Source organism: Synechococcus sp. MU1642 (assembly GCF_020514115.1).
GTDB lineage: Bacteria > Cyanobacteriota > Cyanobacteriia > PCC-6307 > Cyanobiaceae > Parasynechococcus.
On sequence record NZ_VTKZ01000010.1, the window covers coordinates 20,346 to 41,483 of the forward strand.

General features: G+C 61.4%; 21 protein-coding genes. 8 read left to right on the forward strand and 13 right to left on the reverse strand.

Annotated elements, in window-relative coordinates; all coding sequences use genetic code 11:
- Positions 1-13: 13 nt before the first annotated feature.
- Positions 14-1,162 (reverse strand): alanine--glyoxylate aminotransferase family protein, encoded by a 1,149-nt coding sequence (locus tag FZZ85_RS09755; protein ID WP_226414616.1) that lies wholly within the window; start codon positions 1,160-1,162, stop codon positions 14-16.
- A gap of 38 nt (positions 1,163-1,200) precedes the next feature.
- On the opposite strand from FZZ85_RS09755, the gene cbiD reads away from it, so the two are divergent.
- Genes cbiD through mrdA form a run of 5 tightly spaced genes read left to right on the forward strand, consistent with a single transcriptional unit; the run spans position 1,201 to position 6,766 of the window.
- Positions 1,201-2,307 (forward strand): cobalt-precorrin-5B (C(1))-methyltransferase CbiD, encoded by a 1,107-nt coding sequence (gene cbiD, locus FZZ85_RS09760; protein ID WP_226414619.1) that lies wholly within the window; start codon positions 1,201-1,203, stop codon positions 2,305-2,307.
- 32 nt (positions 2,308-2,339) lie between these two features.
- Entirely contained in the window at positions 2,340-3,926 is a 1,587-nt protein-coding gene (gene guaA / locus FZZ85_RS09765; protein WP_226414622.1) for a glutamine-hydrolyzing GMP synthase, read from the forward strand.
- A 57-nt stretch (positions 3,927-3,983) separates the two neighbouring features.
- Positions 3,984-4,595 carry a hypothetical protein gene (locus FZZ85_RS09770; protein ID WP_226414624.1) on the forward strand — a complete coding sequence of 204 codons (612 nt, stop codon included), beginning with the start codon at positions 3,984-3,986 and terminating at the stop codon, positions 4,593-4,595.
- 9 nt (positions 4,596-4,604) lie between these two features.
- Positions 4,605-4,988, forward strand: a complete 384-nt coding sequence (locus tag FZZ85_RS09775) for a hypothetical protein (RefSeq protein ID WP_226414626.1) — start codon at positions 4,605-4,607, stop codon at positions 4,986-4,988.
- Positions 4,985-6,766 (forward strand): penicillin-binding protein 2, encoded by a 1,782-nt coding sequence (mrdA, locus tag FZZ85_RS09780; RefSeq protein ID WP_226414628.1) that lies wholly within the window; start codon positions 4,985-4,987, stop codon positions 6,764-6,766. Before FZZ85_RS09775 ends, mrdA begins: the two co-directional genes overlap by 4 nt.
- A 2-nt stretch (positions 6,767-6,768) precedes the next feature.
- On the opposite strand, the gene FZZ85_RS09785 is transcribed toward mrdA, so the two are convergent.
- From FZZ85_RS09785 to FZZ85_RS09800, 4 genes are all read right to left on the reverse strand, one after another.
- Entirely contained in the window at positions 6,769-7,914 is a 1,146-nt protein-coding gene (locus FZZ85_RS09785) for a glycosyltransferase family 1 protein (protein ID WP_226414630.1), read from the reverse strand.
- Positions 7,915-7,927: 13 nt separating this feature from the next.
- On the reverse strand, positions 7,928-9,124 hold the full coding sequence (locus FZZ85_RS09790) for an NAD-dependent epimerase/dehydratase family protein (RefSeq protein ID WP_226414632.1): 1,197 nt from the start codon (positions 9,122-9,124) through the stop codon (positions 7,928-7,930).
- 74 nt (positions 9,125-9,198) lie between these two features.
- Positions 9,199-9,372 (reverse strand): photosystem II assembly protein Psb34, encoded by a 174-nt coding sequence (psb34, locus tag FZZ85_RS09795; RefSeq protein WP_226414634.1) that lies wholly within the window; start codon positions 9,370-9,372, stop codon positions 9,199-9,201.
- A gap of 92 nt (positions 9,373-9,464) precedes the next feature.
- Complete coding sequence (locus tag FZZ85_RS09800) at positions 9,465-10,283, reverse strand: thiazole synthase (RefSeq protein WP_226414636.1); 819 nt, start codon at positions 10,281-10,283, stop codon at positions 9,465-9,467.
- Between the two features lie 51 nt (positions 10,284-10,334).
- Here FZZ85_RS09800 and FZZ85_RS09805 point away from each other — a divergent pair, with 51 nt between their 5' ends.
- A complete protein-coding gene (locus tag FZZ85_RS09805; protein ID WP_226414638.1) occupies positions 10,335-10,880 on the forward strand; it encodes a hypothetical protein in 546 nt (181 codons plus the stop codon).
- Positions 10,881-10,917: 37 nt separating this feature from the next.
- Here the strand turns inward: FZZ85_RS09805 and FZZ85_RS09810 are convergent, their stop codons facing one another.
- From FZZ85_RS09810 to rpmI, 3 genes are read right to left on the reverse strand one after another with little or no spacing between them, the layout of a single operon-like run.
- Positions 10,918-11,436: a hypothetical protein gene (locus tag FZZ85_RS09810; protein WP_226414640.1), complete on the reverse strand. Its 519-nt coding sequence runs from the start codon at positions 11,434-11,436 to the stop codon at positions 10,918-10,920.
- Positions 11,437-11,447: 11 nt separating this feature from the next.
- Positions 11,448-11,795 (reverse strand): 50S ribosomal protein L20, encoded by a 348-nt coding sequence (rplT, locus tag FZZ85_RS09815; protein WP_226414642.1) that lies wholly within the window; start codon positions 11,793-11,795, stop codon positions 11,448-11,450.
- A gap of 56 nt (positions 11,796-11,851) precedes the next feature.
- Complete coding sequence (gene rpmI / locus FZZ85_RS09820; RefSeq protein ID WP_006852081.1) at positions 11,852-12,049, reverse strand: 50S ribosomal protein L35; 198 nt, start codon at positions 12,047-12,049, stop codon at positions 11,852-11,854.
- A 57-nt stretch (positions 12,050-12,106) separates the two neighbouring features.
- On the opposite strand from rpmI, the gene FZZ85_RS09825 reads away from it, so the two are divergent.
- Both FZZ85_RS09825 and FZZ85_RS09830 read left to right on the forward strand, forming a co-directional pair.
- Positions 12,107-13,651, forward strand: coding sequence for a SpoIID/LytB domain-containing protein (locus FZZ85_RS09825; protein WP_226414644.1), 1,545 nt, complete (start codon positions 12,107-12,109; stop codon positions 13,649-13,651).
- A 24-nt stretch (positions 13,652-13,675) separates the two neighbouring features.
- Positions 13,676-14,995 (forward strand): glycosyltransferase family 2 protein, encoded by a 1,320-nt coding sequence (locus tag FZZ85_RS09830; RefSeq protein WP_226414647.1) that lies wholly within the window; start codon positions 13,676-13,678, stop codon positions 14,993-14,995.
- A 56-nt stretch (positions 14,996-15,051) separates the two neighbouring features.
- On the opposite strand, the gene FZZ85_RS09835 is transcribed toward FZZ85_RS09830, so the two are convergent.
- The 5 genes from FZZ85_RS09835 to tig form a co-directional block, all read right to left on the reverse strand.
- Entirely contained in the window at positions 15,052-16,839 is a 1,788-nt protein-coding gene (locus FZZ85_RS09835; RefSeq protein ID WP_226414650.1) for a DNA polymerase III subunit gamma/tau, read from the reverse strand.
- A gap of 23 nt (positions 16,840-16,862) precedes the next feature.
- Positions 16,863-17,501, reverse strand: a complete 639-nt coding sequence (locus FZZ85_RS09840; protein ID WP_226414652.1) for a lecithin retinol acyltransferase family protein — start codon at positions 17,499-17,501, stop codon at positions 16,863-16,865.
- Between the two features lie 4 nt (positions 17,502-17,505).
- Positions 17,506-18,855, reverse strand: coding sequence for an ATP-dependent protease ATP-binding subunit ClpX (gene clpX, locus FZZ85_RS09845; protein ID WP_226414655.1), 1,350 nt, complete (start codon positions 18,853-18,855; stop codon positions 17,506-17,508).
- A gap of 90 nt (positions 18,856-18,945) precedes the next feature.
- Complete coding sequence (gene clpP / locus FZZ85_RS09850; RefSeq protein ID WP_226414658.1) at positions 18,946-19,620, reverse strand: ATP-dependent Clp endopeptidase proteolytic subunit ClpP; 675 nt, start codon at positions 19,618-19,620, stop codon at positions 18,946-18,948.
- A gap of 43 nt (positions 19,621-19,663) precedes the next feature.
- Positions 19,664-21,073: a trigger factor gene (gene tig / locus FZZ85_RS09855; RefSeq protein ID WP_226414662.1), complete on the reverse strand. Its 1,410-nt coding sequence runs from the start codon at positions 21,071-21,073 to the stop codon at positions 19,664-19,666.
- Positions 21,074-21,138: the final 65 nt, after the last annotated feature.

Genomic DNA, 21,138 nt, shown 5'->3' on the forward strand with positions numbered 1-21,138 from the left:
CACCACTTGTGTTTTAGCCAAGAGCAGCGGAGGCTGCAGCGACCCCTGCTCCCATGCTGGCTTTGTGCAGGCCAAGGGACTGAAGGGTGGATTCAATCGCAGCGACGGCGGTCAGAACATCCCGGTCGCAGACATAGCCGAGATGGCCGATGCGGAACACCTGACCTTTCAGGTGGTCTTGTCCTCCAGCCAGAAGAATGTCGAATTTCTCCTTGACGGCTTTGCGCAACTGTTCTGCATCGATGCCTTCGGGGGCCACTGCGGTGATCGCCGGGCTGCCGTAACCCTCGGCAGCAAACAGGGGCAGGCCCATTGCCTTCATGCCCGCCTGGGCGGCGGCGCGATGGCGGGCGTGGCGGGCAAAAATCGCCTCCAGGCCTTCCTTCTGCATCATCTCCAGAGCAGCTTCCAGGCCGAAGTAGAGGTTCACTGCCGGTGTAAAGGGGTTGCTGTCCTTCGCAGCTGTTTTCCGATAGGGGCCCAAATCCAAATAGAACTTGGGCAGATCGGAGCGCTCGTAGGCCTCCCAGGCCTGTGCGCTCATGGCCACAAAACTCAGGCCTGGGGGAAGCATGTAGCCCTTCTGTGCACCTGAAGCCACCACATCCAGTCCCCACTCGTCCATCGGCACGTTGGTGGCACCAAGGCTGGTGACGCAGTCCGCCAGGGTCAGCGCTGTGCCGTGGGCCTTCACGTGACTGGCAATGCTTTCCAGGTCATTGATCACCCCTGTCGAGGTTTCCGAGTGAGTGAGGATAACGGCCTTGATCGCTTTGGCGCTGTCGGCTTCCAACGCCGAGCGGAAGGCCTCCGGATCGAGGGGCTGGCCCCACTCCGCCTTGATCACCTCAACATCGAGTCCGTAGGCGCGGGCCACCTTGACCCAGCGTTCGCCGAACTTGCCGTTGTCACCGCAGAGCACCTTGTCGCCGCGGCTGAGGGTGTTGATGATTCCCGCTTCCATGGCGGCGGTACCGCTGCCGGTGATCACCAGCACGTCGCTCGTCGTCTGGTGCAGCCACTTCAATTGTTCGGTGGTGCGCCGCACGATGGCCTGGAATTCCCCGCTGCGGTGGCCAATGGGGTGACGACCCATGGCCTTTAACACCGTTTCCGGCACCGGGGTGGGGCCCGGAATCATCAGGGTGAGCTTGTCCTGCATGGCGCGGGGGATGCCAATCGGCGACTCTAGAAAACAGCTTGTCTGGTTCCATCGCCCCCTCCAGCTCTGGATTGACCCTGCCGGTGTGGGTGGCGGCGGCGGCCAAGGCGGCCCTGCAGGTGTTGCTTGGTGGGCCGTTTAACGCTGAGCAGCAGTTGAATCAGGGGTCGGATCGACCCTCTTTGCAAGTGCCTGTTAGCTCGGCAGCCCCCTTGGCGGATGGCCAAGCCCTGGGCATCAGCCGTTGTGATCCAGGGCCAGGCCTTGATCTGACGCGGGATCTTGAGGTTTGGGTTCGGGTTGCCTGGATCGCCGCAACACAGCCGGTGCTCGAGCTGCAGGCCGGAGAAGGGGTGGGCCGTTTTGGGCCTGAGGGCGACGTTTGCCTCTCAGGTTTTGCCCGTGAGCTGTTGGAGCGGAACCTGCTGCCTCTATTGCCGCCCGGTCGGGGCTTGCTGGTGCAGCCGATTCTTCCGCAGGGCCGCACCCTGGCCGAACGCACTAGCAATGCCGCCTTCGGGGTTGTGGATGGTCTGGCTTTGATCGGCACCCAGGCGGAGGTGCAACGCAGCGCTGCACCGGATCAATTGCAACAGGTGTTGGCGGACCTGAGGGCGCTCGCTGCGGATCACGCGTTTCAGGGACGCCTCGTTCTGGTGATTGGTGAGAACGGCTTGGCTCTGGCCCGCCAGCAGGGTCTCGGGCCCGTGCTGAAGGTGGGGAACTGGGTGGGGCCGGTGTTAGTGGCCGCGGCGGAGGCTGGCGTTCAAGATCTGCTGCTACTGGGTTACCACGGCAAATTGATCAAGCTGGCCGGCGGAATCTTTCACACCCATCACCACCTGGCCGATGGCCGTCTGGAGGTGTTGGTGGCCCTGGGATTGGATGCTGGCTTGTCGGCACCCCAGTTGTTGCAACTGCGCGGCGCCGCCTCTGTTGAGGAGGCCTTTCAGGTAATGGATGCTGATCAAGCCAGGGCCATCGGGCAGCATCTGGCCGCGATGGTGGAGCTGCGCAGCCAGTCTTATGTGGCCCGCTACGGCGCGTGGCCGATGCGAATTAGTGCTGCCCTGTTCGACCGCAACCGCACCCTGCGCTGGTGGGGACGGGAGGGGGAGAAGCGCTTCTTTACATTGAGGGATTGACGCTCGTCAGCGAGCGATACCTCCCAGGATCGATGTCCCAGCCCTCGTCCGACACTCAGCGTCAGCCGGCCATCGTCATTCTTGATTTCGGCTCCCAGTATTCGGAGCTGATTGCCCGACGCGTGCGCGAAACCGAGGTGTTTTCTGTGGTGCTCGGCTACAGCACTTCGGCGGAGGAGCTGCGACGCATGGCTCCGAAGGGAATCATCCTCAGCGGTGGCCCGAGTTCCGTATATGCCGAACATGCACCCTTGTGCGATCTCGGCATATGGGATCTGGGCATTCCCGTGCTGGGGGTTTGCTACGGGATGCAGCTGATGGTGCAACAGCTCGGTGGAGTTGTTGAGGCCGCCACGGGTAAGGCCGAATACGGCAAGGCGCCCCTCGAAGTGGATGACCCGACGGATCTGCTCACCAATGTCGACAACGGTTCGACGATGTGGATGAGCCATGGCGACTCGGTGAAAGCGCTGCCGGAGGGGTTTGTGCGCTTGGCCCACACCGCCAACACGCCGGAGGCGGCGGTGGCGCACCTTCAGCGCAAGCTTTATGGCGTGCAATTCCATCCCGAGGTGGTGCATTCCACCTGCGGCATGGCTTTGATCCGCAATTTCGTCTATCACGTTTGCGGTTGTGATCCCGATTGGACCACCGCGGCTTTCATCGAGGAGGCCGTAGGCTTAGTTCAGGAGCAGGTGGGCGACAAGCGTGTCCTGCTGGCTCTATCAGGAGGAGTTGACTCCTCCACCCTCGCCTTTCTGCTCAAGAAGGCGATCGGTGATCAGCTCACCTGCATGTTCATCGACCAGGGCTTCATGCGGAAAGGTGAGCCCGAGTTCCTCATGGACTTCTTCGATCGGAAGTTCAACATTCATGTGGAGTACATCAATGCTCGCCAGCGGTTCATCGGCAAGCTGAACGGCATCACCGATCCAGAAGAGAAGCGCAAGATCATCGGCACCGAGTTCATCCGGGTGTTCGAAGAGGAGAGCAAGCGGCTCGGACCCTTTGATTACCTGGCCCAGGGCACGCTTTACCCCGATGTGATCGAAAGTGCTGGCACCAATGTTGACCCCAAGACGGGCGAACGGGTTGCCGTGAAGATCAAGAGCCACCACAACGTGGGTGGTCTTCCCAAGGATCTTCAGTTCAAGCTTGTGGAGCCCCTGCGCAAGCTGTTCAAAGATGAAGTTCGCAAGGTGGGCCGCAGCCTCGGCCTGCCCGAGGAGATCGTGCGCCGCCATCCCTTCCCGGGGCCTGGTCTGGCCATCCGCATCTTGGGTGAAGTCACCGATGAGAAGCTGGATTGCCTGCGTGATGCCGACTTGATTGTTCGCCAGGAAATCAAGGAGGCAGGGCTTTATCACGACATCTGGCAGGCCTTTGCTGTGCTGCTGCCGGTGCGTTCTGTCGGTGTGATGGGGGACAAACGCACCTATGCCTGGCCGATCGTGCTGCGATGTGTGTCCAGTGAGGACGGCATGACCGCCGATTGGTCCCGCATTCCCTACGACTTGATGGAGACCATCTCCAATCGGATCGTGAATGAGGTGAAGGGGGTGAATCGGGTGGTGCTTGACATCACCAGCAAGCCCCCCGGCACGATCGAGTGGGAGTGATTCACGGCTGGCGACGGCCCTGCATCACCGATACCTTGGGCCATCGGCCTTTGGGATATGACGGCGACACAACAGCAGGAAGTTCAGCTGCAGCGCCGGTTGCAGCAGGACAGCATTCAGCTGGGTGGCCGCACGATCTACCTGAACCCCTTCCTCTATTGGCGGCGGTTCGACAGCAACACCGATCGCTGGCTGCGGGAGCCTGGACAGCTGACGGAGGATCAGATCACCGCCAATCGCAGCCGGTTTTACCCCGAACTCGACTGGGGTCAGCTGGATGATCACGCCACCGCAGTCCACGATGGCGCTGTGGAGATGTTCCTCAAGAGTCTGGAGCTGATCAGCACCTTCCATCCCGAGCTGGGTTCCGGGCAGATGCTCGAGGTGGAACGCAAGATGACGATCACCAAGAAGCGGGCCTTCGAGCGTTGGGTGGATAAGGCGATTCGGCGGCGTCAGCGCGATGAAACCCGTGAGAATCGGCGCTTTGAGCGCAGCCGCTTCTGGCGTGCCTGGCGAGAGTGGATCCTGCTGGACACCACCCAGAAAGCCTTGGTGCCTATAGCGATGCTGATGGTGCTCAGTGGGGTGATGGGCTGGTCCCTGGCGGCGGACCGTTCCGCTTGTCCAACATTGGCGCTTCCTTCGGGACAGACTGGGGTTCGTTGATCTGGCCCCATGGCCGCTGATTCCAACTCAGACAACCCCCTCGACCAGTTGCGTCTGTCGTTGATGCAGGACGTGCTTCCTGTTGGGCTGGCCGTGCTTGAGAGGGCCCGGCAGGGGGGTCCCGGAAAAGTGGTGGAGGTATTTACAGCGGGATCGGAAGACCCCATAGCAGATTTGCGTCAGGAGGGTGAGCCCGTGGCGCGTGATGTGCGAGAACGGCTGGACACTGTGAGCCCCGGACTGGGCAATCCGGTGATGCCGGTCTCGGTCTCTGTTGATGAACCGGCAATGGTTGAACAGGACAGACCCGACGACTTGCTGCCAACCCTGAGGCGGATTGAAGAGCGTCTTGAGGAGTTGCGCCGTCGCTTGCCAGCGCAGCAGCAGGAATGACCCGTTCCTCACAGCAGCGTCAGACGGGTCTGCGTCAGCAACCCCTTGTGCTGCTGGTGTTGGTGCTGCTGTTCTGCAGTGCCATGGTCAGCCGCCTGGTCTGGATGCAGCTTCTGGAGGGGTCGCGCTTTCGCGAACTAGCGGACGAAAACCGCATCCGTCTGGTGCCCCGCTCGCCGATCCGCGGTCGGTTGCTCGATCGCAAAGGCCGGGTGCTGGCCACCAGCAAACTCACCTACTCCCTGTATCTCGAGCCGCGTCTGGTCAGCGATGACGACTGGCCTGATCTGCGGGATCGCCTGGCACGGCTGCTGAATTTGAAGCCTGATCTGCTCGATCAGCGCCGGCAGAAGGGCCTGGATCGGGATGGTTACCGCACCACGTTGGCCCTGGATCTCAAGCCCGAACAGGTGCTGCGCTTTCGTGAACAGGCTCTCGGGTTGCGGGGCGCCCAGGTGGATGTCGACATCCTCCGCTCCTATCCCAACGGAACTCTGGCGGCCCACGCCCTCGGTTACACCCAACCCATCACGGAAAACGAATTCGAAATCCTGGTGGAGAAGGGCTACAAGATCCGCGACAGGATTGGTCGCACGGGTGTGGAAGCCGCCTATGAGCGCCATCTGCGCGGCAAATGGGGCGGCCAAATGCTCGAGGTGAATGCCATGGGCGAAGTGCAGCGCAACCTGGGCGATCGACCTTCCCAAGCAGGAAAAGATTTGGTGCTCACCCTCGATCTGGATCTGCAGCGGGTGGCGGAGCAGGTACTGGCCGACAAGCCCGGTGGCGCTGTGGTGGCGCTTGAGGCCGCGACGGGTGCTGTGCTGGCCCTGGCTAGTCGTCCCAGTTTTGATCCGAACTTTTTCTCCAAGCTGATCACCACCCAGAAGGAGTACGACGCCCTCTTCTCCAATCCGAAGAAACCGTTGCTGTCCCGGGCCATGAATCCCTATGACCCTGGCAGCACCTGGAAGCCGGTGACGGCGATGGCCGGTATGGAGTCCGGCAAATTCCCGCCCGACACCAAGTTGCACACCATGGCCTGCCTCATCTACGGCGGCCACTGCTTCCCGGATCACAACGGGGCTGGGTTCGGCTACATCGGGTATGCCGATGCCCTGCGCTTTTCCAGCAATACTTTTTTCTACCAAGTGGGGGTGGGAGTTGGCTCCAAGGCCCTGAAACAAGCGGCTGATCAGCTCGGCTTTCAGCAGAAGACCGGCATTGAGATCGGTTGGGAAGAGAGCGTCGGGCTGGTGGGGGATGAAGACTGGGCGGCTCGAGGCCGCGGCTGGACTGATCCCGGCACCAGCCCCTGGATCCCTGAGGACATGGCCAGTGCCTCCATCGGTCAGTCCGTGGTGCAGATCACCCCCCTGCAGCTGGCCCGTGCTTATGCGGTGTTCGCCAATGGCGGGTGGTTGGTGACGCCGCATCTCGCCGCCGTTGACATTGACTGGCTGAGCCCTGAGTACCGCACCAAGGTGGTGATGAAGCCATCAACGTTGCAGACGATCCGGGAGGGCCTGCGCAAAGTGGTGGAGGCCGGCACCGGTGCTGGCCTTAATGGGCCTGGCATTCCTCTGGCGGCTGGCAAAACGGGAACAGCAGAGGACAGCACGGGAGGTACGGATCACGCCTGGTTCGGTTGTTATGCCCCCTATCCGGACGGCAAGATCGTGGTGGTGGCATTTGCACAAAACACCCCTGGAGGTGGATCGGTCCATGCTCTGCCGATGGCCAAGAAGGTGCTGGCGGAGTGGGAGAGGACCCGGTAGCGCTAGGCGGCCGTGAGTTGAGGAGTTGAAAGCACCGTGCGGTAGTAGGTCCGTAGTTGTTCGGTGGCACCCGCCCAGCCCCAGCGCTCGGCTTCGGCACGGGCTGCAGTGCGCAGAGCCTGTCGTTCTAGGTCGTTCCCCAGCAGACGGCGGGTGGCTTCGATCAGGCTTGCAGCGCCGCTATCCGCGCCGTCGGGTTCATAAAGGCAGCCGTTAACACCGTCGCTGATGATGTCGGGAATGCCGCCACGGTTGGCGCCGACCACGGGACAACCGGCCGCCATGGCTTCCAGCAGCACCAGCCCCAGCGTTTCTGTGCTGGAGGGGAAGAGGAAGGCATCGCCGCTGGCGTAGGCCCCTGCCAGGTCTTCCCCGGCGAGATAACCGACGAAGGTGGTGGCGGTTCCTTCGAAGTGCCTCTCCAGTTGTTGGCGGTGGGGACCATCCCCCACCAGGGCCAGCCGTGCATCGGGGAGGGCCTCCAGAACGGGGCGGATCCGTTCGATCTGCTTCTCTGCAGAAAGGCGGCCGACGTAGAGCAGCAGGGCACCGCGGTCGTCATGCCCCCCGAGAAGCCGCTGGCGCAGTTCCGGGCTGCGCAGTTCGGGACGGAACAATTCCGTGTCGACGCCTCTCTGCCACAGATCGGTGTGCTGAATGCCCTTGTCGCTGAGCTCCTTCACCATGGCGGTGGAGGTGCACAGATTCAGCAGGGCCTGGTTGTGGGCGGCCTTGAGCATTTCCCACAGGAGCGGCTCCAGCATGCCCAAACCGTAATGCTCGAGGTATTTGGGCAGATGGGTGTGATAACTGGCGACCAGAGGAATGCCCTTGTTCTTCGCGAGCCAGATGCCGCCGAGACCCAGCACCGCCGGATTCACAACGTGGATCAGATCGGGCTGAAATGAATCGATCGCCTCCGACACAGCTGGGCGTGGCAAGGCCAGTTTGAGCTCGGGATAGAGCGGCAGCGGCATTGCCGGCACGCCAATTAGGCGTGCACCCATGTACTGATCCGGACAGCCTTCCGGACAGAAGACCACCACCTCATCGCCGGCGTCCACCAGATGCTTCACCGTCTTGGTCAGACGGGTGACGATGCCATCGACCTTCGGCAGGAAGGTTTCGGTGAAGAAGGCGACTTTCAAGGATGAAGCTCGATCAGGACGCGGTGCCGATGGCCTGGGCCTGCGTTTTGGTCCAGGCGGAGGTGCAGAGGATGCGGTTGCGGTCGCAACGGTCGGCATAGCGGGTGGCAATCTCCACCACCTCCTTCAGCAGGCCGTCATCAAGGGTGGTGGGGTTGAGGCCCAGTTCGATGAAGCAGCGATTGTCAACGATCAGATCGTTCTCAACGGCCTCGTTACGGGGGTTGGGCAGGTTGTTGACCTGAGCACCGGTAATAGCGGCCACCTTTTTGGCCAGTTCGCCCACCTGATGGCTTTCGGTCATTTGGTTGAAGATCTTCACCCGCTCTCCTTGCTCCGGAGGGTTCTCCAGCGCCAGCTGAACGCAGCGCACGGAATCGCGGATGTGGATAAAGGCGCGCGTCTGACCTCCGGTGCCGTGAACGGTGAGCGGATAGCCGATGGCGGCTTGCATTAGGAAGCGATTCAGCACTGTGCCGTAATCGCCGTCGTAATCGAAGCGATTGGTGAGCCGCGGGTCACGGTCGGTGGCATCGGTGTTGGTTCCCCAGACGATGCCCTGGTGCAGGTCGGTGATGCGGACCTTGTCGTTTTTGTTGTAGTAGAGGAACAGGAGCTGATCGAGCGTCTTGGTCATGTGATAGACGCTGCCAGGGCTTGCCGGGTGGAGGATTTCCTCCTCGAAGCGGCTGCCGTCGGGCTGAGGCACTTCCACCTTCAGGTAGCCCTCTGGGATGGTGGCGCCGCGGTGGGAGCCATAGCCGTAGACGCCCATGGTTCCGAGATGCACTACGTGGATGTCCTGACCGCTTTCAACGATCGCGGCCAGCAGGTTATGGGTGCCGTTGACGTTGTTGTCGACGGTGTAGCGCTTGGTGGCGCTGCTCTTCATCGAATAGGGCGCTGCCCGCTGTTCCGCGAAGTGGACCACCGAATCCGGGCTTTCCTCCAGCAGTAGATCGAGCAACCTTTGGTACTCATGGGCGATGTCCATGTGGACAAACCGCATCGGCTTGCCGCCGGTCTCCTCCCAGGCTTTGAGGCGCTCGCCGATGCTCACGATCGGAGTCAGCGACTCAACTTCAAGGTCGATATCGATCTTGCGACGGCTGAGGTCATCCACGATCAGAACATCGTGGCCCTGATCCGCCAGGTTCACCGCACAGGGCCAGCCGCAGAAGCCGTCACCGCCGAGAACGAGAACTTTCACCCCAAACTCCTGCTGGAACGAGCGTGATGCTCAGTCTTGGCAAGCTACTACAGGGATTTTCAGTGTGAACTGTCTCAGCTGATGGCGACGGTCACCGCCACCATGGCAGCTACCAGCAATCCACCGGTCACCAGCATCATCATTGAGCTGCGGTTGCGGCTTTGGCTGGAGGCGAAGTCCATTACCTCCATACGTGGCTCTTTGGCGAAGGCGTTGAGACGACCGCCGTCTTCGGTGGTGACCGACATGGGTCCAATGCGACTGGTCGGACCTTATGAGTCCAAATGCTTATTGCCTGCCTTTGTGAAGCAGGCTTGACCACACTTCATTTCTCTTCACTTCATCGGGGTGACCGCACCATCCCCGTGGACGGTGAGCTGGCAGAGGCCTGATCCCTCCGCGGCAAGCGCCCGGAGAGGTGGGCTGTCCGCCCAGCCATCACCGCCTGGCCCATCGCCTCGGCCATGGCTGCGGGGTCGCCGGCCAGGGCGATGGCGCTGTTGACCAGGACGGCATCGGCGCCCATTTCGAGGGCCTGTGCCGCCTCGCTCGGAACACCAATGCCAGCATCCACCACCACAGGCACCTCGGCGTTTTCGATGATTAAACCGATGTTGGCGGCATTGTTGAGCCCCTGGCCCGAGCCGATCGGAGAGCCCAAAGGCATCACCGTGGCGCACCCCACTTCTTCCAGTCGTTTGGCCAGTAGGGGATCTGCATTGATGTAGGGCAGAACCGTGAACCCTTCCCTCACCAATTGTTCTGCAGCGTTCAAGGTGCCGATCGGATCTGGCAGAAGATGTCGGGAGTCAGGAATCACCTCTAGCTTCACGAAGGTGTTGTCCTCCTGCCCCGCCAGCTTGGCGAGCTCCCGTCCAAGCCTTGCGACACGCACCGCTTCTTCGGCATCGGTGCAGCCCGCCGTGTTGGGCAGCATCCATATCCGCTTCCAATCAATGGCTTCCATCAGGCCCTCATGGCCTGCTGCAACGGTCTGCACCCGGCGCACAGCCACGGTGACCATGTCGCAGCCGGATCGCTCGATGCTCTGCTGCATCGATTCCATTGATCGATATTTGCCTGTTCCCGTGAACAGGCGGCTGTTGAACTGACGCCCGCCAATGGTCAGGGGGTCGGAGTAGGGGAAGGGCGAATCCATGACGCGTCTGAGCAAAAGGGCCTACCGTTCCTTCATCATCCATCGTCTTCAATGCCGCTCCTGTTTGCCATGGATCTCCCGGTTGGCAGCCAGGTGCCGTTTCAGACCAATCCCCAGTCGCCCCTGGATCCGATTCAGCTGGCGGTTCCTCTGGAGCTCGATCAAATCGAAGTGGAGAGGTTCGACCCGGTCGCACGCGCTGCTGAACTGGCGGCATCTCTGCCCCGCCAATGGTGCGGTACTTTTGAGCCCTTTGATGGCAATCCCACCGTCGATGTGATGTTGGTCATCACTCAGATGACGGCCATTGGCCAGATGGTGAATCTCCGGGGAAAGATGACCCTTGGCTCCGTCATCACACCGGTTCAAGGCAATATCCATGCCAAGTCAGATCAGCTTGAACTCATCCCCTTGGCGGATTCTCTGATTGCGGGCCTTGAGCCTGGTGGCGTCTTCCTTGGCCTGCAAATGTTCAGTCCCACCAGCTGGCAGGCGCCTCGTCTCGTCAACATGGCCAACCCCAGCAGTGGAGTGGGCGGACGTCTGGCCATGACCAGCGGCTGTCAGGAGGAGCCTCCTGTTCAGCCGCTCTGGTGACCACATCTTTAATGGCATCAAAGGGTTTTTAAGAAACTCAGCTGTTCCGACGTTTGAGTTTCTTCAACCCTTTCTTCGCGGTCGAGTTGTTGGGTTCCAGTTGAAGTGTCTGCTCATAGAGGGAGATCGCTTCAGCGTCCTTCAGTAGCTTTTCCTGGGCAAAAGCCAGGTTGTTGAGGGCGACGGGGTAGTCCGCTTTCGCCTTCAGAGCCAGCTTGTAATGCTTGGTGGCACTGGAGTAATCCTTTTGTGCGGCCAGAGCAAAGCCGAGCGCATTTTCAATCAGCGCACGGGCTTCGTCAGGCTCACCACTCAAGCGTTTCAGTGCCTGCTTCAAGGTGGCAGCTGCCTGCGGATACAGCCGCTTACGTAGTTGAACTGATCCGAGCTCGTAGAGATCAGACGCCTGTCGCGAAGAGGCTGTGTCGGATTTCTCGAGTTCAATCAGCCGTGCTTCGTCACGGCGCACACGAAAAAATTGTCGGCCCACCACCACCGCAACGATGGCAAGCAGGCCGACCAGGCCCAGCAGGTAGGTCTGGGGCAGCAGGTTCACGGTTTGAAAATTCAGCTCTTGGCTGCAGTCACAACGTTGGTAAAGCTGCCGGGGTCTACGACCGCCAGTTGAGCCAGCATCTTGCGATTCAGGCGCACATCTGCCTTTTTAAGGCCGCCCATCAGACGGCTGTAGCTCACGCCATTCATTCGGGCAGCGGCGTTGATGCGTGCAATCCAAAGGCGACGGAAATCGCGCTTGCGACGACGACGATCGCGGTAAGCATTGCAGAGGGCTTTCATCACCCGCTGGTTTGCTGTACGAAACAGAGTTCCGTTGCCACCACGGAAGCCACGGGCCAGCCGCAGGATTTTGTTGCGGCGTTTACGGGCGACGTTGCCTCTCTTGACGCGGGCCATGAGGTTGGAAGGGTTGGATCAGGTCTTGTTGAACGGTCTCGTCTGAGCAGCTGTGCTCAGGCGTAAGGCATCATCAGGGTCACGCGCTCCTCATCCGTGCGGTCCACCACGGCCTTGGTGGCCAGATGACGCTTCTGCTTGGGAGTTTTGTGGTCCAGCAGGTGGTTTCGGAAGGCGCGACGACGCAGAAATTTGCCAGTGCCGGTTGCTTTGAACCGCTTCGCGGCAGCTTTGCGGGTCTTCAGCTTGGGCATTGGTCTGCTCGCTCGGACACAAACGACAACAATACGTCCCGACGTGCCCCCTGCTGAATGATTCGGCTCCTGACGCTCACATTGCTGCTTTGCATGGGTCTGGGCTGCCGTGCCCGCGAGCAGGTTGATGCTCTCCAACCCGCTGTGGTGGAACCGGCTCAACGGGTGACTCACCTTGCCGTCAATGAACCACCGCCGGTTGAGGGTCATGAACCGGTGCTCTGGGTAGCTTTGGAGGATCACCTCGGTGCCACGGCAACCGCCGCTCCCTTAAATCTGCGTGCCTTTGCTGGATCGCTCAGCCTTCGCGACGCCACTGGGGAGTTAGGCAGTGGTTCGGGTTTCGTGATCACCTGGCGAAACGTTACTTTGGCTCGTCCGCTGAAGTTGGCTCGCCGGATCGCAGGCCCCTACTCCAGCTTTGAATCGGCCGATCGTGTCGCCTCCCGTTGGGGTGCTCTTGGTGTTGCGGCCGAGGTGGCCCATCCCAAGGAATGGGAGGTGTGGGCGCCGGAGGGTTCGCCTGTGCCGGAGGGCTTGGCCGTGCGTGATTGGCAAGGCACCCTCACCAACACCGTCGAACCGGTGTTGCAGACGCCTGAGGGGGGACGCCCCCTGCAGGAGTATGTCTTGATTAAGGCGTCTGATGGTCTGCTTTGGGCTGGTGGACGCTTCGAAGGCCCCTTCCGCCTGCAACGGGATGCCTACGGCAGCTGGACCCTGGTGGAGCAGGTGCCGGTGGAGCGCTATCTGGAGGGGGTGGTTCCCCATGAGATCGGCGCCGGTTCACCGATGGCGGCCTTGCAGGCCCAGACCGTTCTGGCGCGCACCTGGGCCTTGGCCAACAGCCATCGCTTCAGCATCGATGGCTATCACCTCTGCAGTGACACCCAGTGCCAGGTCTACAGCGATCCCCGCCATGCGGGAGCTGCTGTGCGCGAGGCGATTGCAGGAACGCAGGGCAAGTTGCTCAGCCTGAACAACCAGCCGATCAGCGCTGTGTATCACGCCACCAATGGCGGGGTGATGGCTGCCGGGCCTGAAGCCTGGGCCATGCAACCCACCATCTATTTGCGTCCGAAACCGGATGGGGACGCGAGATGGAGCAACAGTCATCCCTTGCCACTGCAGCAGCGCCAGGCGGTGCTGGCGTTGCTGGCAGATCGCTCCGGGGCCTATGGCGCTCAGCATCCTCGCTTCCGCTGGAGCCGAACCCTTTCCGGTCCGGGCCTGCGTCAGGCCCTGGGAGCAGCGGCAGGGCCGCTGGTGTCTCCCTTGCAGTTGCAGGTTCTGGAGCGGGGTGCCAGTGGCCGTGTACTGGCGTTGCAGATTTCCGGAAGCGGAGATGCCGCACCGGTCGTCCTCAAGCTGGATGCCATCCGTCGCACCCTCCGCACCCTCCCCAGCACCTTGTTTGTGGTTGAACCTCAGGGGCCTGAACGCTGGTTGGTGGTTGGTGGTGGCTTTGGCCATGGGGCCGGTTTGTCGCAGGCTGGAGCCATTGATCTGGCCTGGCGTGGCTGGCCTGTGGAGCGGATCCTGAGCCATTACTACCCAGGGACTGTCTACAGCCAACTCTCAACACCAGCGCAGCCCCCTTAAAGTCCTCTCCACCTGGGCAGCTGGATGAGCTCGAACGCCACATCGGGTGATCACCGTCGGGTGAAATCGGCAGCGTTCCTGTTCGCCTGTGGATGTGCTGGTGCAGCTCCTCACTGGCTCGACCCCGCCCGTTCGCTCTGGCCCGCCATCAGCCTTGCCTTGATGCTTGGGGGCTATGGCCTTCGTTCCGTCATGCGTGGGCAGCTGAAGCCTGGGTCATCGGAGTCCACACCAGCGATCGATCCGGCGCAGCTTCCCAGCCTTGATGTGGTGGTGGCGGCTCGCGATGAAGAAGCGGTGGTATCGCGTTTGGTGGAACGGCTCACTTCACTGCGTTATCCGTCCGGACAGCTCACCACTTGGGTGATCGACGACGGCAGTCTTGATCGGACCGCTGAGTTGCTGGATGATCTGGCCACCCAGCACCCTGAGTTGAATGTCATTCATCGCCAGCGCAATGCTGGTGGTGGCAAGTCTGGTGCGCTCAACACCGCCTTGGATCGACTCAAGGGTGAATGGTTGTTGGTGCTTGATGCAGATGCCCAGTTACAGGACGACTTGCTCGAGCGTCTCGTCCCCTATGCCCTGGAGGGTGGCTGGTCGGCAGTGCAGCTGCGCAAGGCCGTGATTGATTCCGATCGCAATTGGTTGACTCGATCCCAAGCGATGGAGATGGCTCTGGATGCGGTGATCCAGTCGGGGCGACTGGCGAATGGAGGGGTGGCCGAGCTGCGGGGGAACGGACAGCTGATCAAGCGCTCGGTGCTCGAGTCCAGCGGCGGTTTCAACGAAGACACCGTGACCGATGACCTTGATCTCAGCTTCCGCCTGCTGACCCACGGTGCCTTGGTGGGATTGTTGTGGGATCCTCCGGTTCAAGAAGAGGCGGTCCCCGGTCTTCAGGCCTTGTGGAAACAACGACAGCGCTGGGCAGAAGGTGGATTGCAGCGCTTCTTTGATTACTGGCCGGTGCTTACTTCAGCCCAGCTCAGTCTTCGCCAGCGCTGGGATCTGACAGCATTTTTTCTGCTCCAGTACGTCCTGCCGGTGGTGTCTTTTGCAGATCTGAGCACGGCTTTGATCACCCGAAGCGTGCCGGTTTACTGGCCCTTGTCTGTGGTGGCCTTCAGCGTTTCGGGTCTGGCCTATTGGCGCGGCTGTCACGGTGGCAGCGAGGGGCCTGAGATCCCCCCTGCGAGCTTGGCCAATCTCCTGGTAGCGATTGCCTATCTGGGCCACTGGTTTGTGGTAATTCCTTGGGTGACGCTGCGGATGTCACTGTTCCCCAAACGCTTGGTCTGGGCCAAAACCAGCCATGGTCAGGAGAATCCGGTTCAAGCCTGAAGCTGTTTCCTTTTTGATTGCACCACCAGGTAGAGGTCCGATCGTTGGACCTTCCCTTAATTGGTTTCGTCAACGTCGAGTACCTGACCGTTGAAGAAGTCCGCCAGGTTGCGGGCTTGACGGTCCAGCCCTGAGGGGGGATTGGGTTGAGTGCTTGGTTCTGCTGGTGCAGGTGCTGGATTGGCGTCCACCGGTTTGGCTTGGGTGCGCGGCAGTTCTGGCGCTGGCACTGGAGCTGTTGTTGCTGCAGGTGCCGACATCGCTGCTGGAGTTGGCGCTGGAGTTGGTGTGGGGGGCTCGACCGCTGCTGGGGCTGTTCCAAGCGGAGGAGGCATGGCGCTGTTGCTGGCCTCAAGTAACAGCTGCCTTGAGCCGCCGAGAGCTTTGGCCACCGCCTGTTCGAGTAGGGACGCCCGGCTCTGAACCATGCCCATCCAGTTGCCAGCCACCTGCACAACAGCGCGGTTGGCATCCAGGCGCACCAGTTGGGCCTGTTGCGACAGCAACATCCGGGTGGAGGGCAGTTCAAGGCTGCCCAGGATCTGTTGCCACAGCTCGGGCAGGTTCGTGCTGGGTGCCGGCGCAGGGGTGGAGACCGTCGGTAGTTCCGGTGATGTTGCCGGTGCAGGTTTTGGACTGGGGGCGGGGGCCTCTGTTGCTGGGGCTGCGGCGGCAGGAGCAGGAGGGGCGACTGGGGTTGTAGCTGGTTGTCTTGGGACTGGGGCTGCCGTTGTGGGTTGAGCCGCCACCGCTTCCGCTAGCAACCCTAAGAGCAGCACTTCCAGCCACAAGCGCGGCTGCACGCTTTGGCGCAGTTGTTGCTCGGTGCCGCGCAGCTGGGCCTGCCATTGCAGCAAGCGGGCCCTGCCGATCGCTTTCGCGAGGGTGGGCAGTTGATCACGGAACTGGGGTGAAACGCTGGTGAGCTCCAGTCGGTCTGGAGCGGCGGCCATCAAGACCAGATCCCGCAGCATCCCGGCCAGACCCTGCAGCACGGCCCCGGGATCCCGACCTCGGTCCAGCAGGTTGCGTGTGGCCTCGAGCAGTTGCACCGGTTCGGCGCTGCTCATCGCCCCCACCAGCTCCAACAGCTCCTGTTCGGGCACGGCTCCCAGCAGATCCCACACAGCAGCGGCTTCAATCGGTGGTGGCAGCAGACTCAGTTGATCCAACAGGCTTTCCGCATCCCGCAGTCCTCCCTGGGATCGCTGGGCCACCACATGAATGGCTTCAGGCTTGATCTCGATCGCTTCCTGTTCGGCGATCCAACTCAGATGTTGGTTCAGGGCATCGAGCGGAATGCGCCGGAAATTAAAGCGTTGGCAACGGCTGAGGATCGTCGGCAGCACCCGTTGCGGGTCGGTGGTGGCGAGTACGAACACCACCTGCGGTGGTGGTTCTTCAAGAGTTTTCAGCAGGGCGTTGAACGCTGCGGTGGAGAGCATGTGGCACTCGTCCACCACGTACACCTTCCAGCGGGCCTGCACCGGTGCGAAGCGAGAGCGTTCGATCAGTTCACGGATGTTGTCAACACCGGTGTTGGAGGCGGCGTCGATCTCGATTACATCGAGCGCGGTTCCGGCGGCAATTGTTTTGCACAGCTCGCAGGTGCCGCAGGGCTCTGGCGTCGGCCCCTCGCTGTTCAGGCAATTGAGCGAGCGGGCCAGGATGCGGGCGCTGGAGGTTTTGCCGGTGCCGCGGGGGCCACTGAACAGATAGGCCGGGGCAATCCGATTGCTGGTGAGGGCGTGGCACAGGGTGGCGGCGATCGCCTCCTGCCCCACCAGCTGATCAAAGCGCTGGGGCCGGTATTTGTGATGCAGCGGCTGGTAGGCCGAACTCATGCGCCGCGAGCGTTGAAAGGAGATTACTCAGAGGATTCGGAGCTTGGAAGGGCGGGGTGCTGTTGGAGCAGGGCATCAATCCGCTGTTTCAGGTCTTCGACGGCGGCCAGTTCATCGGCCAGGCTCTGGCCCGCGAGCAACAGCCGGCGATCGGTTCCCTCGCCTGCACCTTCCAGCAGACCCTCCAACTTGTGCAGCAGCGAGAGGCGCAGACGTTCCAATTTCTCGACCCCCCGTATGGCCATCGTGCGGGCGTCGTCATCGAGCAGGCCCTGTTGCACCAGGAGTTCCAGTCCCTTCAGCAGGGCTGATGGCATCAGGCCGCTCCAGTTGCGGGCCCGATCCAGGAATGAATCCACCTGCTCGCTGCGATGGCGCCCGGTTTTGCACCAGGTGGCGAAGTGCTCGCAGTTGTTGAACAGCAGGTTGTAGTCCTGTTCCCCCAGGCGTCCCATGGCCCGGCGCAAGGTGACACCCACCGGAGAAGCTTCGATATGGCTGATCACCTGCAGTGGTTGCCCCTGGCTGAACTCCTCCAATGGGCTGCGCAGAATTTCACGCCCCTCCAAGTAGTGGGCGACTGTCCCATCGCCGAGGTCGATGCCGTGGTGGTTGAACAGGCCGTGCTGACGCGGCACCTCCAAGTGGTCAGCGGCAGCCAAGACCTCAGGCCGTTTTTTGTTGTTCCGTGCCAGGCAGGGGGAGCACCTTCCCACCGGTGTGTTCTTCCACCATCGCTCGGGTGACTGTGAACTCCTTCACCGACGTCTGCGATGGCAGGTCGTACATCAGATCCAGCATCAGTTCCTCAACGATGCCTCGCAGGGCGCGGGCACCGGTCTTGCGCCGGTGGGCTTCCTGGGCGATCGCTTCAATGGCGTCATCGGCGAACTGCAGTTGCACATTGTCCATGCTCAGCAGGGTGCGGAACTGCTTCACCAGGGCATCGCGGGGTTCTGTGAGGATCGACTGCAAGGCACTTTCGTCCAGGGGCTCCAGCACGGCACTCACCGGCATGCGGCCGATGAATTCTGGGATCAGGCCGTAGCGCACCAGATCGTCTGGCTCCAGGTGCCGCAGTACTTGGGCGGCCTGAAGGTCGCGGTTGGTGCGACTGCGTCCACGGCCGTCGCTGGGCATGAAGCCGATGGCGTTGCGGCCCATCCGTTTCTGAACCACGTCTTCTAAGCCGACGAAGGCACCACCGCAGATGAACAGGATCTGGCTGGTGTCGATCTGGATGCAGTCCTGATAGGGGTGCTTACGGCCTCCCTGGGGCGGCACGTTGGCCACCGTGCCCTCGAGCATTTTCAGCAGTGCCTGCTGCACACCTTCGCCGGACACATCTCTTGTGATCGAGGGGTTTTCGCTCTTGCGGGCGATTTTGTCGATTTCATCGATGTAGATGATGCCCCGCTGGGCCTGGTCCACATCCATGTCGGCCTTCTGCAGCAGCCGCAGCAGGATGTTTTCCACGTCCTCACCCACATAGCCTGCTTCCGTGAGGGTGGTGGCATCGGCCACGGCGAAGGGCACATCCAGCATCTCCGCTAGGGTCTGAGCCAACAGCGTCTTGCCGCAGCCGGTGGGTCCGATCAGCAGGATGTTGCTCTTGTGCAGGCGGGTGGCGGTTTCCTCGGTCTCGCCGTTGCCATCCCCCTGCCAGGCCAGACGTTTGTAGTGGTTGTAGACCGCCACCGACATCACCTTTTTGGCGGCGTCCTGGCCGACCACCTGCTGATCTAGGAAGCTTTTGATGTCCTGGGGCCGGGGAATGGAGGCCAGGGTCGGGGCCGGTTTGCTGCTCTTGCGAGCAGCTGGTGTGGCCTTGCGGCTGGGTTCGTGGCTGTGGCGTGGGTTGCCCTGGCCATCCACCAGCTCCTCATCCAGGATCTCGTTGCAGAGATCGATGCATTCGTCGCAGATGTAAACGCCGGGTCCGGCGATCAACTTGCGCACTTGATCCTGGGATTTCCCACAGAACGAGCACTTCAGATGGGCGTCGAACTTGGCCATCGAACGCTGGGCACCACACAGGAGAACAACTCAGGAATCAACCGATGGGGCCTCCCTGAACACACAGGATCGAGAACGGAAGGGCGTCTGTCAGCCTTCCGTAATGATTCCTTCGTCCCCGGAACTGTCCACCACACGATCGATCAAGCCATATTCAACCGCTTCTTCGGGCGAAAGGAAGTAGTCGCGGTCAGTGTCTTCCGAGATCTTGTCGAGGGGCTGGCCGGTGTGGTCGGCCATCAGCCCGTTCAAGGTTTCCTTGAGGTAGAGGATCTCCTTTGCCTGGATCTCGATGTCCACCGCCTGGCCCTGGGCACCACCGAGGGGTTGGTGAATCATGATCCGGGCATTGGGCAGTGCGAGACGCTTGCCTTTGGTTCCTCCGGAGAGCAGAAAGGCGCCCATGCTGGCGGCTAGGCCGTAGCAGATGGTCACCACGTCAGGGGCGACCTGCTGCATCGTGTCGTAGATCGCCAGGCCAGCGGTGACGGACCCTCCCGGTGAGTTGATGTAGATCTGAATGTCCTTCTCAGGATCCTCGGCTTCGAGGAACAGCATCTGCGCCACCAGGGCATCGGCAACGGCGTCATCCACACCCGTGCCGAGGAAAATGATTCGCTCCCGCAGCAGGCGAGAGTAGATGTCGAAGGCGCGGTCTCCGCGACCGGACTGTTCCACAACCGTGGGCAGTGGCCCCGGTGCCGAGACGGGCATGGCGGCCCGCCAGCGGTTCTGGATGGGGTGGTGACTGCGGGCTTCGATCACGCGATCGGTGTGCGGTGAAGTTTGGTCAATCTATGGGCGTTGCTCAGTCCTTGGCGTCCGCCTTGGACTTGCTCTCGGCCGAGGTCTTCTTGGCGGAAGGCTTTTTTTTGGCTTCAGCCTTGCTGTCGTCAGCTGCCGGAGCCTTTTCGGTGAGGGTGCTGTTCTCCTCGAGCCAGCCCATCAGACGATCCTGCATGAGGTCATCCATCACGGCTTGACGCAGGCGCTCGGGATCGATCTTGGCGTCGGCGGAGAGCTCTTTCTTTACATCTTTGATCTTGGCGTCCACGTCCTTGTCGTCGAGCTTGATGTCCTCCGCTTCGGCCAGGGCGGTGAGAGCAAAACTTCGGCGCAGACGCTCTTCAGCCTCGGGGCGGGAGTTCTGCATCAAGTTGCGCACCAGGTCAGGGGTGAACAGTGACTTCACATCCATGCCCTGCTGGGCGAACTGGGCTGCGGTCTGTTCCAGCAGGTTGCGGCTTTCCTGTTGGATCAGGGCTTCTGGCAATTCCACCTCGAGCTGCTCCACCAGTGCGGCGACGAGGGCATCGCGGCGGTTGCTGGTCTGACGCCGGTCAGCGTCGTCCTTGAGCCGTTGCTCCAAGTCCTTGCGCAGGTCCGCAAGGGTTTCCTGTTCGCTGGCCTGCTTGGCGAAGGCGTCGTCCAGCTGGGGCAGTTCGCGGGTTTTGAGGTCTTTCAGTTCGATCTCAAAGGTGGCCTTGCGTCCGCGGGCGTCTTCCTTTGGGTAGTCGTCGGGGAACTGGCACTCCACGGTTTTGTTGTCGCCGACCTTCATGCCGATGACCCCTTCGATGAAGCCAGGGATCATCCGGCCGTTCTCCAGGTCGACATCCATGGAATCGGCACTGCCGCCCTCGATTTCGCTGCCGTCATCGCTGTAAGTGCCTTTGAAGCCCAGTACCGCGATGTCGCCATTCTTGGCAGCGCGACCTTCCACTGGAACGACCGTGGCCATCTGCTTGCGGGAGTCCTCGAGCATCGCGTCGACCCTGGAGGCGTCGTAGGCGACGGTTTCGAATTCCGCCTTCAGCCCCTTGGTGCTCTTCAGTTTCGGCGTAGGAGCGACATCGGCTTCCAGGGTGAAAGTGAGCTCCTTGCCAGGCTCAAAGCTCTCCAGCAGGCCGTCGAAACCACTGCTCAGGTCGGGCTGGCTGATCGGTTCCAGTGATTCCTGCTTAATAGCGTCGCGCCAGGCGTTGTCGATCAGCTTTTCCAGTGCCGTGGCCTTGATCCGCACGCCACCCAGCTGCTGCACCAGCACCGTGCGCGGCACCTTGCCCTTGCGGAAGCCCGGCAGGTTGATGCTGCGGCTGAGGCTGGTGATCGCGTCTTCGTAACTCGTCTTGCAGCGCTCCCCAGGAACTGTGACCGTCACCGACAGGCGGCTGCTGGGGCGGGCTTCGGTGGTCACCTTCAGGGCTGCAGCGCTCATGAGGGAAGGAAAAGGGCAGCCCAGCACTTTATGCAATCAGTGAATTGAGGCTGGATCGGTAAGCT

Bases quoted from the DNA above. Each gene is read 5' to 3' on its own strand.
- FZZ85_RS09755 (WP_226414616.1), bottom strand. From the start codon at position 1,162: ATGCAGGACAAGCTCACCCTGATGATTCCGGGCCCCACCCCGGTGCCG.
- guaA (WP_226414622.1), top strand. From the start codon at position 2,340: ATGTCCCAGCCCTCGTCCGACACTCAGCGTCAGCCGGCCATCGTCATT.
- FZZ85_RS09770 (WP_226414624.1), top strand. From the start codon at position 3,984: ATGACGGCGACACAACAGCAGGAAGTTCAGCTGCAGCGCCGGTTGCAG.
- FZZ85_RS09775 (WP_226414626.1), top strand. From the start codon at position 4,605: ATGGCCGCTGATTCCAACTCAGACAACCCCCTCGACCAGTTGCGTCTG.
- mrdA (WP_226414628.1), top strand. From the start codon at position 4,985: ATGACCCGTTCCTCACAGCAGCGTCAGACGGGTCTGCGTCAGCAACCC.
- psb34 (WP_226414634.1), bottom strand. From the start codon at position 9,372: ATGTCGGTCACCACCGAAGACGGCGGTCGTCTCAACGCCTTCGCCAAA.
- FZZ85_RS09800 (WP_226414636.1), bottom strand. From the start codon at position 10,283: ATGGATTCGCCCTTCCCCTACTCCGACCCCCTGACCATTGGCGGGCGT.
- FZZ85_RS09805 (WP_226414638.1), top strand. From the start codon at position 10,335: ATGCCGCTCCTGTTTGCCATGGATCTCCCGGTTGGCAGCCAGGTGCCG.
- rplT (WP_226414642.1), bottom strand. From the start codon at position 11,795: ATGGCCCGCGTCAAGAGAGGCAACGTCGCCCGTAAACGCCGCAACAAA.
- rpmI (WP_006852081.1), bottom strand. From the start codon at position 12,049: ATGCCCAAGCTGAAGACCCGCAAAGCTGCCGCGAAGCGGTTCAAAGCA.
- FZZ85_RS09825 (WP_226414644.1), top strand. From the start codon at position 12,107: ATGATTCGGCTCCTGACGCTCACATTGCTGCTTTGCATGGGTCTGGGC.
- FZZ85_RS09830 (WP_226414647.1), top strand. From the start codon at position 13,676: ATGAGCTCGAACGCCACATCGGGTGATCACCGTCGGGTGAAATCGGCA.
- FZZ85_RS09835 (WP_226414650.1), bottom strand. From the start codon at position 16,839: ATGAGTTCGGCCTACCAGCCGCTGCATCACAAATACCGGCCCCAGCGC.
- clpX (WP_226414655.1), bottom strand. From the start codon at position 18,855: ATGGCCAAGTTCGACGCCCATCTGAAGTGCTCGTTCTGTGGGAAATCC.
- tig (WP_226414662.1), bottom strand. From the start codon at position 21,073: ATGAGCGCTGCAGCCCTGAAGGTGACCACCGAAGCCCGCCCCAGCAGC.